The sequence below is a fragment of the Leifsonia sp. KNZ13-11D genome (assembly GCF_056754895.1).
Map to the genome: position 1 here is coordinate 2,902,623 of NZ_JBPGWU010000001.1, position 13,679 is coordinate 2,916,301.

Here is a 13,679-nt window from a genome sequence, read left to right on the forward strand (position 1 = left end):
ATTAGGTTGACTCGCAGCACCGACCATGCGGGGGATCGAAGGACACCGGTCCGACCTCGCCAGCCGACGAGGGACTTTCCGTGAACCGAGCACTCACTTTCGCCGTGGCAGCCGCCGCGGCGATGGCCGTCATCGCGCCAGCGCCCGCCTACGCCGCGACGGACGGGCCCGGGCGCGGGTCGACGCTTCCGGCGGTATCCGCGCCGGCCGCGGCGCCGGCTACAGCGTCGACCGCGACGTCGGCCGACAGCGGCACCGCCTCGCCGTCCGATGCGACGCCGCCCGCCCTCCCGCAGGTGCAGCGCCGCTCGGCCGGGGCGTTCGCGGGAGCCGCGGCGAAGCTCGCGCCGGGGCTGGCGAAGGCCGTCCAGCGTGACCTGGACATCTCCCCGGCCGAATACCTCGCGCGCGCCGCGGCTGCTCAGGACGGCGACGCCCTCGTCGACGCGCTGCGCGAGCGGACCGGCGCACGGGTCGCCGCGACGCTGGACGGCACCGCTCTGACGGTCTACGCCTCCGACGCGCGGACCGCCGACCTTGCCCGCCAGGCCGGGGCGACCGCGGTGGTGGGCGCGGCTCCGCAGCGTCATGTGGCTCCGCTGACGCTGCGCCCCCTCGCGGGCGAGGTGTACGGCGGGCAGCCGTATCTGATCCCGGCCACGGCCGGGAACTTCCGCTGTTCGGCCGGATTCCCCGGCTTCGGCCTGGCCGGCGGAGCGCCTCAGCTGCTGTCCGCGGGCCACTGCGCCATGGCGGGCTCGAGCACCACCTACGAACTGTCCATGAACGGCGGCCCGTACGTGACCACCGGCTCCGACGGCACACTGGGAGGAGCGCTCGGGGCGTGGATCCCGAGCGCCGTCCAGTTCGGGAACAACGGCGACTCGTCCCTCATGTCGCTTACGGCCGGCCACTCCTCGCAGCCGTCCGCCCTCACGTGGGGAGGCGGGGCCGGAGCGCCGACCGCGACGCCGCCCACCGCCGTGACTAGTGTCGCGGCAGCCGTGGTCGGTGCGCCGCTCTGCAAGAGCGGGTCGACCACGGGATGGACCTGCGGCACGGTCCTCGACACCGACACCACGGTCAACGTCCAGGACGAGCAGGGTACGCACACCGTGAACTCGATCATCGCATCGACGTGCGCGGATCACGGCGACAGCGGCGGAGCCGCCCTCACCGGGAACGCGGCCGTCGGTCTCGTCTCCGCCGGCCCGGACCTGGCCTGCTCCGATCCCGACTACTACACCGCGTTCTACCCGATGGTGTCGTCGACGGGGGGCTCCAGTGTGACGTCGCGCTACGCCTCCACCTGGGAGCCCGCGGTCTCCGTGTCGGCGACCGTCGCCGTCACCTCGCTGCCCGCGACGAACCGCGTCATGCAGGACGGGGTGATCTCGGGCACGATCAGCGGTGCGACGCCCGGGACGACCGTGCGCCTCCAGCTCGCGAACGAGACGACGGCGCGCGTTGCGAGCGTCGCGAACGGCACCTGGTCGATCTCGCTGATGGGGGCGCCCACCGGCGACACGACCTACACCGTCCGCGCCGCATACGGCACGTACTCGCTCGGCCCCGCCGCTTCCGGACCGGTGTCGATCGTGGCCATCCCGACCCAGCGGGTGGCGGGTCCCGACCGCTTCACGACCAGCGTGCAGATCGCCCAGCAGGCGTACCCCACCACCGCGGACGTCGTCTATGTCGCGACCGGGCTCAACTACCCGGACGCGCTGAGCGCCGGTCCCGCCGCCGCGAAGCAGGGCGGACCACTGCTGCTGGTCGGCTACACGCTCTCGGACGCCGTCCGCAGCGAGATCGTGTCGCTGAAGCCGAAGACGATCGTCATCGTCGGCGGGGTCAACGCCGTCCCGACCGCGGTCTCGGACGCCCTGCAGCAGGTCGGGCAGCAACTCGGCGCGAGCGTGTCGCGGGTCGCCGGCGTCGACCGCTACGACACGTCCCAGCAGCTCGCCACGCTCGCGTTCGGAGCCTCCATCCCGTCGGCGTACGTCGCCACGGGCACCAACTTCCCCGACGCCCTCGCTGCGGGCGCGGCGGCGGGCGCGCACGGCGCGCCGGTCCTCCTCGTGAACGGCGGGGCGGCGGCGATCGACGGCGGCACGACCGCGTTCCTCGATGCGAAGGGCACGACAGCCGTCACGGTGGTCGGCGGTCCGACGGTCGTCACGCCCGGCGTCGCCTCGGGGCTCGCGGCGAACGGCCGCACGGTCACGCGGTACTACGGCGGAGACCGCTTCGAGACGGCGGAGGCGGTCGGGCGCAACGCCTTCCCCACGTTCAGCACCGCCTACCTCGCCAGCGGCTTCGGGTTCCCCGACGCCCTGGCGGGCTCCGCGCTGGCGGCGAGCAAGGGCGCACCGCTGTTCACCACCAACGGCAGCTGCGTGCCGCGGTCGGTCCTCGGCGATCTGGTCGCGCAGAACACCGGCATGGTCTACCTCCTCGGCGGCACGTCCGTGCTGAGCCCGGGTCTCCAATCCCTTCCCGCCTGCTGACAGCTCCGGAGCCGGCGCCCAGGGTCTTCCTGGGCGGGCCGTGGTTTCATAGGAACCTGGACGAGCCGGCGCGTGGAGACGGGAGCAGGATGACCACCCTCAGAGTGATCGTCGACGACCTCGTCGGCGACGAGCCGCGAGGGACGCGCCGCTACACCGAGGAGCTCACCCGTCAGCTCATCGCGACGGCTCCGGCCGGCTGCGATGTGGAGGCCATCGTCTCGGCGGTGACGGAGGAGCAGCTGGCCCGCGTCAACGGTCGGCTGCCCGGCGTCGCCACGGTGACCCGCCTCTCGGTGAGCCGTCGCGAGCTCGCGCTCGCCTGGCAGTCCGGCCTCACCGTCGGCGGACCGCTCGGGATGCTGCACGCGCCGACCCTGCTCGCGCCGCTGCGCCGGCACGACCGCGGTGACGCCACTCAGCAGCTCGCCGTGACCATCCACGACACCCTCGCCTGGACGCATCCGGCGGCGCTCGGGCAGACCGCGACCGCCTGGACCAAGGCGATGACACGGCGTGCCCGCCGCTTCGCGGACGCCGTCGTCGTGCCCACTCACGCCGTCGCCGATCGGCTCGCCGAGCGGTTCGACTTCGGCGACCGCATCCGGGTGATCGGCGGTGCGCCCGCCACCACCCTGCGCCTGCCGGAGGACGCCGACGAGCGGGCGGAGCGCCTCGGGCTCCCCGAGCGGTACGCGCTGACGCTCGGCACCATCGAGCCGCGCAAGGGCGTCGCCGACCTGATCCGGGCCGTGGCGCGACCCGAGGCGCAGGAGATCCCGCTGCTGATCGTGGGGCGGGACCGTCTCGGGGAGGCATCCGCCTCCGGGGTCGCGGCGGCCGCCGGACTGCCCGAGGACCGGGTGCGCGCGCTGGGCCGGCTCGACGACCCCGACTTCGCGGTGGTGCTCGACCGCGCCACGCTCTTCGTCTTTCCGAGCCTCGCCGAGGGTTTCGGACTCCCGGTCGTGGAGGCGTTCAAGTTCGGGCTGCCGGTCGTCCACTCCGACGACCCCGCCCTGGTCGAGGTGGCCGGTGGAGCGGGCCTGGCGGTCGAACGCCCCACCGCGGACGGCGACACCGGCTATCCGGAGCGGCTCGCGGCGGCCATCGCGCGGGTGCTCGACGACGCCGAACTGAGCGCCCGCCTGCGCGTGCTAGCCTCGGATCGCGCCCGAGCGTTCAGCTGGCGGGACTCCGCCGAACGCGTCTGGCAGCTCCACGCCGACCTCTGATCCCGGGCCGCACCTCCTCACACTCATGTCACCTGCCACCCCGACCTCCGTCTCCCCGTCGGCCTCCCGGCTCACCTCGCTGGACGGCCTGCGCGGCATCGCCGCGCTCATCGTGCTGGCCCACCACGCCTCGCTGCTCACCCCCGCCATCTCCTCCGCGTACATCGCGACGCCGGGGATGAGCGGGCCGGTCGCCGGCAGCATCGGCTGGTGGTTCACCTACACGCCGCTGAAGATCTTCACCGCCGGGCCGGAGGCGGTGGTGGTCTTCTTCGTGCTGTCCGGCTTCGTGCTGAGCCTGCCCGTCCTCGGGCCGCGCGCTTTCGACTGGATGTCGTACTACCCCCGCCGCATCGCCCGCATCGGTGTGCCCGTCGTCGGCTCCCTGCTGTTCGCGACCGCGCTCGCCCTGCTGGTCCCGCAGCTCCCCCAGCACGCCATGAGCTCGTGGGTGTCGACCACCTCGGTGCCGCCTCCTTCGTTCTGGGATGTGGTGCACTCGCTCGATCCGAGCCTGGGCAGCTGGTTCATCAACAACCCGCTGTGGTCGATCTACTGGGAGATGGCGTTCTCACTGCTGCTCCCCGTCTTCGTCGGGCTCGCGGTGCTGCTGCGGCGCTGGTGGCCGCTGCTGATCGCCCTCGTGGTCGCGATCGTGATGTGCGGTCTCTTCGCGAACGCACCGGCGTTCCGGTACCTGCCCGGCTTCTTCCTCGGCGCCGTCGCTGCCACGCAACTGGAGCGCATCCACCGTGCCGGCGCTGCGCTGGCGGCTCGCCGCTGGGGCTGGCTGATCTGGCTCGCCGTCGCCGTCGCGTCCGCCGTGCTGCTCGTCGCGCACTGGATGACCACGTCGTCGACGCTCTCGGTGTGGCTCCAGGCGCTCCAGCCGGTCGCCGCCCTCGGCCTCCTGGTCTGCTGCCTCGAGTGGAGGCTGCTGGCCCGGGTGCTGTCGCACCAGCCGTTCCGCTGGCTCGGCACCATCTCGTTCAGCCTCTACCTCGTCCACGTGCCGATCATCGTCACGTTCAGCTACCTCTTCGGCAGCTGGGGGCCGACCCGTGTGGCCGCGCTGGCCATCCCGACGGCTCTCGTCGCCGGGTCGCTCTTCTATCTGGCGGTGGAGAAGCCGGCGCACCGGTTCTCGAAGCGGGTGGGCAGCACGGTGGGACGCGCGTTCGCAGCCCGTGCCGAGCCGGCCGCAGCGCCCGAGCCGGAGCTAGCGCCGAGCGTCCGCGACTGACGCGTCCTCGCGCTCACGCGCGGGCTCTCCCCCGTGGTCGCTCTTCGCGCCCGCGGAGGCGGCCTCGTCGCGCCCGAACCAGGTGCTGTAGCGCTTCGACGCCCAGACTCCGGCCGCCTTGGCCCAGCCGTGGCTGCGCTTCTCGATCAGCCAGGTGAACGCGACGGCGACGACCACGGCGACCGGGATCCCGAAGATCAGCGCGACGTACCAAGGCTCGTCGGCGAACAGGTAGGTGCTGAAGATCAGGATCGGCACGTGCACCAGGTAGAGGCTGAACGAGATCGTGCCGCTGAACTGCACCGGCCTCGTCTCGAGCGTCATACGCAGCGGGCGCCAGCCGAGGGAGACGACTACGAGCCCCGCGGCCGCGAGCGGCACGAGCCCCTTCAGCACGGCGTCGAGATCCGGCATGTCGGCGATGCCAGGGCCGACGAGCCACGGTGCGATCAGGAGCAGGAGGCTGCCGACCGCGAGCGCCGCCCAGAGCGGGTGGCGGTACCAGTGGGTGTTGATCCGCTCGGCGACGTTGCGCACGGCGTCCAGGCGGACCGCGATCACCGCGCCGACGAAGAACGCGGGAAGGTACTGGAGCTCGCCGGAGCCGGCGTGCACGCCGAGGTACGTGAGGGCGCACGCGGCCGCGAGACCGCCGATCCACCACTTCCGCACCGCGAGGGCGAGCACCGCGAAGATGGGGAGCGCCAGCGAGAAGACGAGCTCCCAGCGCAAAGACCAGAGCGGGTTGTTGATCTGCCCGTCGCCGCCGAGCAGGTCCCAGCCCTTGACGATGTACTCCCAGCCGAAGTTCGGGGTGGAGGAGTCGCTGAGCCACGTGCCGTCCGGCTGCGTGGACTTCTGCGGGATGGCCATCACCCACACGGCGGCGAGGAGGACCGACGCCATCACCGGCACCAGCAGCCGCACTGCGCGGCGCGGGAAGTAGGCGACCCAGTCGAACCCGCGCTTGCGGATCACCGGGAGGGTGACGACGAGACCGGAGAGCACGAAGAACACGATCACCGACTCGACGCCGGCGGTGAACAGCTTCAGCGGGGTGTAGCTGATCCACCACATGGCCGAGCCCACCGGCGCCGATCCGCTGCCGGGAGCCCCCGGGAAGTCGGGCTTCGTATACAGGGCGTGGTGCAGCAGCACAACCACCGCCGCGAGACCGCGCAGACCGTCCAGCGCCGCCAGCCGGCCACCCGTCGCCTGTTTCGTCTTCTCTTCCACCTTCACACCTGTACCCGTCATAGGCGGGAGACGCTACGGGGTTGCTCTGGGCAGTTCCTGTGACCTGTTCAGGGGTCAGCTGGGTACACTCCGCGTGGCGCGCGGGCCGGGCGCGGACCGCCACCTAGCATGATCGCTATGCCTGCATCCCCCTCTCCGCTGGTCTCCGTCGTCATGGGGTCCGACTCCGATTGGTCGGTCATGCAGGAGGCGTCCCGCGTCCTCAGCGAGTTCGACATCGCCCATGAGGTGGAGGTCGTCTCGGCCCACCGGACACCGGAGAAGATGATCGCGTTCGGCAAGGCCGCGGCCTCGCGCGGGGTGCGGGTCATCGTCGCGGGAGCCGGCGGAGCGGCGCATCTGCCCGGGATGCTCGCCGCCGTCACGACGCTGCCCGTCGTGGGCGTTCCCGTGCCGCTCGCCCGGCTCGACGGCCTCGACTCGCTGCTCTCGATCGTGCAGATGCCCGCCGGGGTCCCGGTCGCGACCGTGTCCATCGGCGGCGCCCGCAATGCCGGACTGCTGGCGGTGAAGATCCTCGCCACGGCCGACAGCGCGCTCGAACAGCGTCTCGCGGACTTCGCCGCCGACCTCGAGGCCAGCGTCGAGCAGAAGAACCAGGCCCTCAAATCCCAGCTGTGAGCCCCCCGTCATGACCATCGCCACGCCTCTCCGCCACCCCGACGCCTCCTCGTCGCACACCATGACGAAGCGCGGCTGGTGGCTCGTGACCATGAACGTGCTCCTCCCCGGTTCCGCCCAGCTGGTCGCCGGCAACCGCACGCTCGGCCGCGTCGGCGTCCTCTCCACGCTGCTGCTGTGGACGGTCGCGATCGTCACCCTGGTCACGTACCTGATCGCCCCCCAGGCCGTCTACACGCTCTTCACGCAGGCAGGAAGCCTCACGCTCGTGCAGTCGGTGCTGATCGCCTACGCGGTGCTGTGGGTGGTGCTGACGCTCGACACGCTGCGGCTCGTCCGGCTGGTGCGAACCGCTCCGCGCTCGCGCGGGTGGATCGCCGCGTTCTCCGTGCTGGTGCTCGTCGGCGTCACCGGTACGGCCGGGTACGCCTCGATGGTCGCAGGATCCGCCCGCGGGGCGCTCGGGGACATCTTCTCGGCCGGGCCGTCCCAGCCGCCGGTCGACGGCCGTTACAACATCATGCTGCTCGGCGGCGACGCCGGCCCCGACAGGGAGGGCCTGCGCCCGGACAGCATGTCGATCGTGAGCATCGACGCGAGCACCGGCCAGGCCGTGACGATCGGCCTCCCCCGTGACCTCGACCCGGTGCCGTTCCCGAAGAAGTCGCCGCTGCACGCGCTCTACCCCGACGGCTACGGGTACCAGGATCGCTGCGACGTCGACGTCTGCCAGCTCAACTCCATCTACACCGAGATCGAGCTCTACAAGCCCAAGCTGTACCCGGATGCGGCGAAGAACAACAGCGAGCCCGGCATCGAGGCGATGCGCGACGCGCTGGAGGGCGCGACCGGCCTCACCATCCAGTATTACGTCCTCATCGACATGCAGGGCTTCGCCGACCTGGTGGATGCGGTGGGAGGCGTCGACGTGACCGTGAAGGACCGCATCCCGATCGGCGGCGACGAGAACCTGAACGGCGTCGTGGAGTGGATCGAGCCGGGCAACCGCCACCTCGACGGCTACCACGCGCAGTGGTACGCCCGCGCCCGGCACGGGTCGAGCGACTACGACCGGATGGCGCGGCAGCGCCAGCTGCAGGACGCCATCCTCAAGCAGGTGAACCCCGTGAACGTCGTGTCGAAGTTCCAGGACATCGCCAAAGCGGGCGCCCAGGTGATGAAGACGGACATCCCGCAGTCGATGCTCGGCTACTTCGTCGACCTGGGCCTCAAGACGCGCAAGCTGCCGGTGCAGCAGCTGGAGCTCGTCCCGCCCACGATCGACCCGACGGATCCGGACTACGCGCAGATCCGCCGGCTGGTGCAGCAGTCGCTGCACCCGGCCACGGCGAAGCCGGCCGGCAGCTGACGCCGCCGAGTCGCCCGGCCGACCTCGCGGGCGGAGCCGCTCAGCCTTCGAAGAAGGCCGCTGCGGCCCGCGCCCGGTACACCACGTCGTCGAGGTCCTCGCCGCTCACCGTGACGTGCCCCACCTTCCGGCCCGGGCGGGGCGCCTTGCCGTAGCCGTGGAACTTGGCCTCGGGATGCGCGGCGAGCGCGGCCGGGTAGCGGTCCTGCAGCGTCCCCTCGGACGGACCGCCCAGGATGTTGACCATCACCGACCAGTCGGAGCGCGGCTCGGTCGATCCGAGCGGCAGGTCGAGCACGGCACGCAGGTGCTGCTCGAACTGACCGGTCACCGCGCCCTCGATCGACCAGTGCCCGCTGTTGTGCGGTCGCATGGCCAGCTCGTTGACGAGCACGCGCCCGTCCGTCGTCTCGAACAGCTCGACCGCCAGCACGCCGGTGACGCCCAGACCCTCCGCGACGCGGCGGGCGATCTCCTCGGCGGCCTCGGCCACCCGCCCGGACGCGCCGGGGGCGGGCGCCAGCACCTCGGCGCAGACACCGTCGCGCTGCACGGTCTCGACGACCGGCCACGCGGCGATCTCGCCGGAGGGGCGCCGTGCGACCAGCTGGGCGAGCTCGCGGCGGAAGGGCACCAGCTCCTCCGCCAGCAGGGCTCCCCCGCGGCCGTCCTCGGCCAGCGCCAGGAACCAGTCATCGGCGCCGGCGGCGTCGGAGACGACCCGCACGCCCTTGCCGTCGTATCCCCCGCGGGCCGTCTTGACGACGGCGCGGCCCCCGTGGTCCGCCAGGAAGGCGCCCAGCTCGTCGGCCGACTCCACGGCGGCCCAGTCCGGGACCGGAAGTCCCAGCTCGCTGAGCTTGGCGCGCATCTGCAGCTTGTCCTGGGCGTAGAGGAGCGCATCGGGACCGGGATGCACGGGCATGCCGCGCGACTGCAGCTCGCGCAGGATCGCCGGAGGGACGTGCTCGTGGTCGAAGGTGATCACGTCGACGGTCTCGGCGAACGCGAGCACCGTGTCGAGGTCGCGGTAGTCCCCGACGCCGGTCGCGGCGAGGTCGGCGCTCATGCCCTCGGCCTCCTCCAGCACTCGGAGCTCGATGCCGAGCTCGACCGCCGGAGGGATCATCATCCTGGCCAGCTGACCGCCGCCGATCACGCCGATGATGCGATTGGTCATGGGCTCTCCGCTCCTCTGATACTTTTCATCCTGGGCCGGGGGATTCACAGGAACGCGAAACCTGTCCCGCGTACTGTGACGACAACACAGACCATCTTCCCGCATCTCCAGGCAGGGGCATGACGACCGAGACCGAGACACCGGCGCACAAGGCGCGTCTCCTCCCGCAGCTGATCAAGTTCGGCGCGGTCGGCGCCGTCGGCTTCGTGGTGAACCTGGTCGTGTTCAACGTCCTGATGGTCGTGGTGCTGGTGAACGTGCCGCACAAGACGCTCTACGCCACGGCGATCGGGACGCTCGTCGCCATCGGCGCCAACTGGCTGGGCAACCGCTATTGGGCGTTCTCGAGCAACCGGAGCGACAACGCGACGCGCGAGGGCGTCGAGTTCTTCGTCGTCAGCCTCGCCGGCATGGCGATCCCGCTGCTCTGCGTCTGGGTGTCGCACTACCTTCTCGGGTTCCAGAGCCTCCTGGCGGACAACATCGCGAACAACGTCGTGGGTCTCGCCCTCGGCACCGTGTTCCGTTTCGCCTTCTACCGCTGGTGGGTGTTCTCCCCCGACCGCGCCGCGGCGCGAGGGAAGCGGGCGAGCCGTCGCCGCCCGATCGCCGGGTCGACGCTAGCGGCTACCCCAGACCGTGGTCTCGTCGGAGACTGACTCGGACTGCTGACGGCGGACGGCGACCACCGTCTGCGAGTGGTCCATCAGCTCCGACAGCGCGCGCTGCACCTGGTCGGCCTTCGGCACGTCCTTGAGGACGACGGGGTGCTCCAGCCCGGAGTTGATCAGCACGTCGCCGGACCGGAACATGCTCTGCAGCCAGGTGCGCCGCACCGACACGTCGTAGCCGCGGCTGTGCAGTAGCTCCTGCCGGACGCGCACGAAGAAACCGTGACGGATGATCAGGCGTCGCGTCGTGATCGTGTACCGGCGGCTCAGCCAGGCGGCCAGCGGGAGCAGGAACAGCAGCAGCACGACGGCGGCCGCGGCGGACCACAGCAGCACGATCTCCCACACCTCGCCGACCCGGCCGGCGAAGTAGCCGACCGCTCCGGCGGCCGCGATGAGGACCAGGCTCGGCCAGAATAGGCGCCGGGCGTTCGACCGCAGCCGGGCGATGACGCGCTCGGGCGGTTGGGCGGGCTGCGCGGCGGTCCCGTCCGGGGTGCTGGTCATGCTCGATTAATACCGCAGGTGGGTCACGTCGCCTGCCGCTACCGCGGTGCGGCCCGCATCCGACTCGACGATCAGCCGGCCGTCCTCGTCGATCCCCACCGCCGTGCCGAGCAGATCGTCGCCGGAGGGCAGCTGCACCCGCACCGGCCGGCCGATGGTGTGGCAGGCTTCGACGACCTCGTCGCGCAGCGCGCTCCGCAGCGGGTCGCCGCCCGCGGAGAGGAAGTCGCGGTACAGGGTCGTGAGCTGGATGAGGTACGCCGAGAGCACCCGGTCCGCGTCCGCGTCCTCGGCCCCCGCCAGCCGGAGCGAGGTGGAGGTGCCGGTCGGCAGCTGCTCGCGCGTCTGCGCCAGGTTGACGCCGGCGCCGATGACCAGCCCCGACATCCCGGGCAGCAGCTCGGCGAGGATGCCGCACACCTTGTCCCCGTCGATCAGCACGTCGTTCGGCCACTTCACCTGGACGCCGCCCGGGACCAGCGGGTTCAGCGCGCGGCTCATCGCGAGACCTGCGAGCAGCGGGAACCAGCCGTACGCGGTGGGCGGGAGCCCGACCGGTTTGAGCAGCACCGAGATCGCCAGGGCCGTGCCCGGCGGCGTGACCCAGACCCGGCCCAGGCGCCCGCGGCCGCCCGTCTGGTTGTCCGTCACGAGCACGGCGAGGTCCGGCAGGTCGCCGGCTCGCGCACTCAGGACGTCGTTGGTCGAGCCTGCCTCGGGCAGCACCTCGAGGACCGGGACGATGGTTCGGCTGCGTCGGAACTCCACGCGCCCAGTCTCTCGCACTGGACTCTCCGCCAGCGCAGCCGGGCGGATTTGTAGGGTTTCGTCAACGGCACGGCCGTTCGGCTGGCCGGTAGAGTGAACGGCGTGACCGACACCGAACCCCGTCAGACCGAACAGCTCCCCGACCTGACCACCACCGCCGGCAAGCTCGCCGACCTGAAGGAACGGTTCCACGAGGCCGTGACCGCCAGCGGCCAGGCGGCCATCGAGAAGCAGCACGCGAAGGGCAAGCTGACCGCGCGCGAGCGCATCGAGCTGCTGCTCGACCAGGGTTCCTTCGTCGAGCTCGACGAGTTCGTGCGCCACCGCACGCACGCCTTCGGCATGGAGGCGAAGCGCCCCTACGGCGACGCCGTCGTCACGGGTGTCGGCACCATCCACGGCCGCAACGTCGCGGTGTTCAGCCAGGACTTCACCATCTTCGGCGGCTCCCTCGGGGAGGTCGCGGGCGAGAAGATCATCAAGGTCATGGACCACGCGCTCAAGACGGGCGTTCCGATGATCGGCATCCTCGACTCGGGCGGGGCGCGCATCCAGGAGGGTGTCGTCGCGCTGGGCAAGTACGGCGAGATCTTCCGACGCAACACCGCGGCCTCCGGCGTCATCCCGCAGATCTCGATCGTCATGGGCCCGGCGGCCGGTGGCGCCGTGTACTCCCCCGCCCTCACCGACTTCGTCATCATGGTCGACAAGTCGAGCCACATGTTCGTCACCGGCCCGGACGTCATCAAGACGGTGACGGGCGAGGACGTCGGCTTCGAAGAGCTCGGCGGCGCGCTCACCCACAACAAGGTGTCCGGCGTCTCGCACTACCTGGCGAGCGACGAGGAGGATGCGCTCGACTACGCGCGCACCCTGCTCAGCTACCTGCCGCAGAACAACCTGGCCGAGCTCCCCGCCTTCCAGTCGGAGCCCGAGCTCGAGATCACGGACGCCGACCGCCGCCTCAACACGGTGATCCCGGACTCCCCCAACCAGCCGTACGACGTGAAGACGATCATCGAGGGCATCGTCGACGACGGGGAGTTCCTCGAGGTCCAGCCGCTCTTCGCGCCGAACATCGTGATCGGCTTCGCCCGCGTCGAGGGCCGGTCGGTCGGCATCGTCGCGAACCAGCCGAGCTCAATGGCCGGGACCCTCAACATCGACGCGGGCGAGAAGGCGTCGCGCTTCGTGCGGTTCTGCGACGCGTTCAGCATCCCGATCCTCACCCTCGTGGACGTGCCCGGCTACCTCCCCGGCACCGACCAGGAGTGGACGGGCGTCATCCGCCGCGGAGCGAAGCTCCTCTACGCGTACGCCGAGGCGACCGTGCCGCTGGTCACGATCATCACGCGCAAGGCCTACGGCGGCGCGTACATCGTGATGGGCTCCAAGCAGCTCGGCGCCGACATCAACCTCGCCTGGCCGACCGCGGAGATCGCGGTGATGGGCGGCCAGGGCGCCGTCAACATCCTGTACCGCGGCGAGATCAAGCGCGCGGAGGAGGCGGGTGAGGATGTGGCCGCCGTGCGCACCAAGCTGGCCAACGAGTACACGTACAACGTCGCCAGCCCGTTCCTCGCCGCCGAGCGCGGCGAACTGGACGGCGTGATCGAGCCGGCGGCGACGCGTGTGTCCGTCATCAAGGCCCTGCGGGCGCTGCGGACCAAGCGCGCGTCGCTCCCGCCCAAGAAGCACGGGAACATCCCGCTGTGAGCGGCGCTCACGCCGCCGAGCCCCGCGGGTCGGCGCTCGACCCGTCCCAGCTCCGCTTCCTCACCCGCGGCGTGACCGCGGAGGAGGTGGCGGCCGTGACCGCCGTGCTCGCGGCCGCCGCGGCGGAGCAGGCCGCCGCCGCCACGGAGGCGCAGGCCGAGCGGGGCCCGGACGCGTGGGCCCGCACGCAGCGCTCGCTGCGCGGCGAGCTGCGGCCGGGTACGGGGGCCTGGCGCTCGTTCTCGGGCTGAGGCGCCCGGGGTACCCCGGCTGCGGCGCTGCGCGTCCGCACCCGGCTTCGCAGGGGGCTTTGTACCCCGATTGGGGCATCCCCCGAGGGCGAGTGATGCGGAAACCTTGGGATGCGCCTCGAACGGGGGTCGTGAAACGTCCCCCAGGTGTCCTCCAAAATGACGACTATGTATTTTCTGGGAGCCCAGCCACTATAGATATTGCTAGGTGTCTCTCCTCGTGAGTCACACCGCCAATCACTCGCCGACTAGGGTAAGCGGGCGAGTGCTTTGGGGGCGAGTCAGGGCGATATTCGGGTTGTCGCCCTGACTCGGGGTTTGAAAAGGGGCCGACAATTCGGGTGTCGG

Annotated in this window: 12 protein-coding genes; 8 read left to right on the forward strand and 4 right to left on the reverse strand. The window is 71.3% G+C overall.

The features are described 5' to 3' along the window. Positions 1–80: 80 nt before the first annotated feature. From ACR9Y5_RS14330 to ACR9Y5_RS14340, 3 genes are all read left to right on the forward strand, one after another. Entirely contained in the window at positions 81–2,513 is a 2,433-nt protein-coding gene (locus ACR9Y5_RS14330) for a cell wall-binding repeat-containing protein (protein WP_481298570.1), read from the forward strand. 89 nt (positions 2,514–2,602) lie between these two features. After that, on the forward strand, positions 2,603–3,748 hold the full coding sequence (locus tag ACR9Y5_RS14335) for a glycosyltransferase family 4 protein (protein ID WP_481298571.1): 1,146 nt from the start codon (positions 2,603–2,605) through the stop codon (positions 3,746–3,748). 25 nt (positions 3,749–3,773) lie between these two features. Then, positions 3,774–4,991 (forward strand): acyltransferase family protein, encoded by a 1,218-nt coding sequence (locus ACR9Y5_RS14340; protein WP_481298572.1) that lies wholly within the window; start codon positions 3,774–3,776, stop codon positions 4,989–4,991. On the opposite strand, the gene ACR9Y5_RS14345 is transcribed toward ACR9Y5_RS14340, so the two are convergent. Further along, positions 4,968–6,248, reverse strand: coding sequence for an acyltransferase family protein (locus ACR9Y5_RS14345; protein WP_481298573.1), 1,281 nt, complete (start codon positions 6,246–6,248; stop codon positions 4,968–4,970). The two genes, ACR9Y5_RS14340 and ACR9Y5_RS14345, sit on opposite strands and share 24 nt — an antisense overlap. 117 nt (positions 6,249–6,365) lie before the next feature. Here ACR9Y5_RS14345 and purE point away from each other — a divergent pair, with 117 nt between their 5' ends. Both purE and ACR9Y5_RS14355 read left to right on the forward strand, forming a co-directional pair. After that, positions 6,366–6,869 carry a 5-(carboxyamino)imidazole ribonucleotide mutase gene (purE, locus tag ACR9Y5_RS14350; protein ID WP_481298574.1) on the forward strand — a complete coding sequence of 168 codons (504 nt, stop codon included), beginning with the start codon at positions 6,366–6,368 and terminating at the stop codon, positions 6,867–6,869. A gap of 10 nt (positions 6,870–6,879) precedes the next feature. After that, entirely contained in the window at positions 6,880–8,238 is a 1,359-nt protein-coding gene (locus ACR9Y5_RS14355; RefSeq protein WP_481298575.1) for an LCP family protein, read from the forward strand. 40 nt (positions 8,239–8,278) lie between these two features. Here ACR9Y5_RS14355 and ACR9Y5_RS14360 read toward each other — a convergent pair whose 3' ends face one another. After that, positions 8,279–9,418 carry a 5-(carboxyamino)imidazole ribonucleotide synthase gene (locus ACR9Y5_RS14360; protein WP_481298576.1) on the reverse strand — a complete coding sequence of 380 codons (1,140 nt, stop codon included), beginning with the start codon at positions 9,416–9,418 and terminating at the stop codon, positions 8,279–8,281. 119 nt (positions 9,419–9,537) lie between these two features. Between ACR9Y5_RS14360 and ACR9Y5_RS14365 the strand changes: the two genes are divergently transcribed. Next, a complete protein-coding gene (locus ACR9Y5_RS14365) occupies positions 9,538–10,077 on the forward strand; it encodes a GtrA family protein (RefSeq protein WP_481298577.1) in 540 nt (179 codons plus the stop codon). Here the strand turns inward: ACR9Y5_RS14365 and ACR9Y5_RS14370 are convergent. After that, positions 10,039–10,596 carry a PH domain-containing protein gene (locus tag ACR9Y5_RS14370; protein WP_481298578.1) on the reverse strand — a complete coding sequence of 186 codons (558 nt, stop codon included), beginning with the start codon at positions 10,594–10,596 and terminating at the stop codon, positions 10,039–10,041. The two genes, ACR9Y5_RS14365 and ACR9Y5_RS14370, sit on opposite strands and share 39 nt — an antisense overlap. 6 nt (positions 10,597–10,602) lie before the next feature. Next, positions 10,603–11,364 carry a biotin--[acetyl-CoA-carboxylase] ligase gene (locus ACR9Y5_RS14375; protein ID WP_481298579.1) on the reverse strand — a complete coding sequence of 254 codons (762 nt, stop codon included), beginning with the start codon at positions 11,362–11,364 and terminating at the stop codon, positions 10,603–10,605. Between the two features lie 93 nt (positions 11,365–11,457). On the opposite strand from ACR9Y5_RS14375, the gene ACR9Y5_RS14380 reads away from it, so the two are divergent. Next, on the forward strand, positions 11,458–13,080 hold the full coding sequence (locus ACR9Y5_RS14380; protein ID WP_310134606.1) for an acyl-CoA carboxylase subunit beta: 1,623 nt from the start codon (positions 11,458–11,460) through the stop codon (positions 13,078–13,080). Beyond that, entirely contained in the window at positions 13,077–13,331 is a 255-nt protein-coding gene (locus ACR9Y5_RS14385; protein WP_481298580.1) for an acyl-CoA carboxylase epsilon subunit, read from the forward strand. Before ACR9Y5_RS14380 ends, ACR9Y5_RS14385 begins: the two co-directional genes overlap by 4 nt. Positions 13,332–13,679 lie beyond the last annotated feature (348 nt).

What these genes read in the sequence shown, in the direction of transcription:
- ACR9Y5_RS14335 (WP_481298571.1), top strand. Translation starts at nt 2,603, where the DNA reads ATGACCACCCTCAGAGTGATCGTCGACGACCTCGTCGGCGACGAGCCG.
- ACR9Y5_RS14340 (WP_481298572.1), top strand. Translation starts at nt 3,774, where the DNA reads ATGTCACCTGCCACCCCGACCTCCGTCTCCCCGTCGGCCTCCCGGCTC.
- ACR9Y5_RS14345 (WP_481298573.1), bottom strand. Translation starts at nt 6,248, where the DNA reads ATGACGGGTACAGGTGTGAAGGTGGAAGAGAAGACGAAACAGGCGACG.
- purE (WP_481298574.1), top strand. Translation starts at nt 6,366, where the DNA reads ATGCCTGCATCCCCCTCTCCGCTGGTCTCCGTCGTCATGGGGTCCGAC.
- ACR9Y5_RS14355 (WP_481298575.1), top strand. Translation starts at nt 6,880, where the DNA reads ATGACCATCGCCACGCCTCTCCGCCACCCCGACGCCTCCTCGTCGCAC.
- ACR9Y5_RS14360 (WP_481298576.1), bottom strand. Translation starts at nt 9,418, where the DNA reads ATGACCAATCGCATCATCGGCGTGATCGGCGGCGGTCAGCTGGCCAGG.
- ACR9Y5_RS14365 (WP_481298577.1), top strand. Translation starts at nt 9,538, where the DNA reads ATGACGACCGAGACCGAGACACCGGCGCACAAGGCGCGTCTCCTCCCG.
- ACR9Y5_RS14370 (WP_481298578.1), bottom strand. Translation starts at nt 10,596, where the DNA reads ATGACCAGCACCCCGGACGGGACCGCCGCGCAGCCCGCCCAACCGCCC.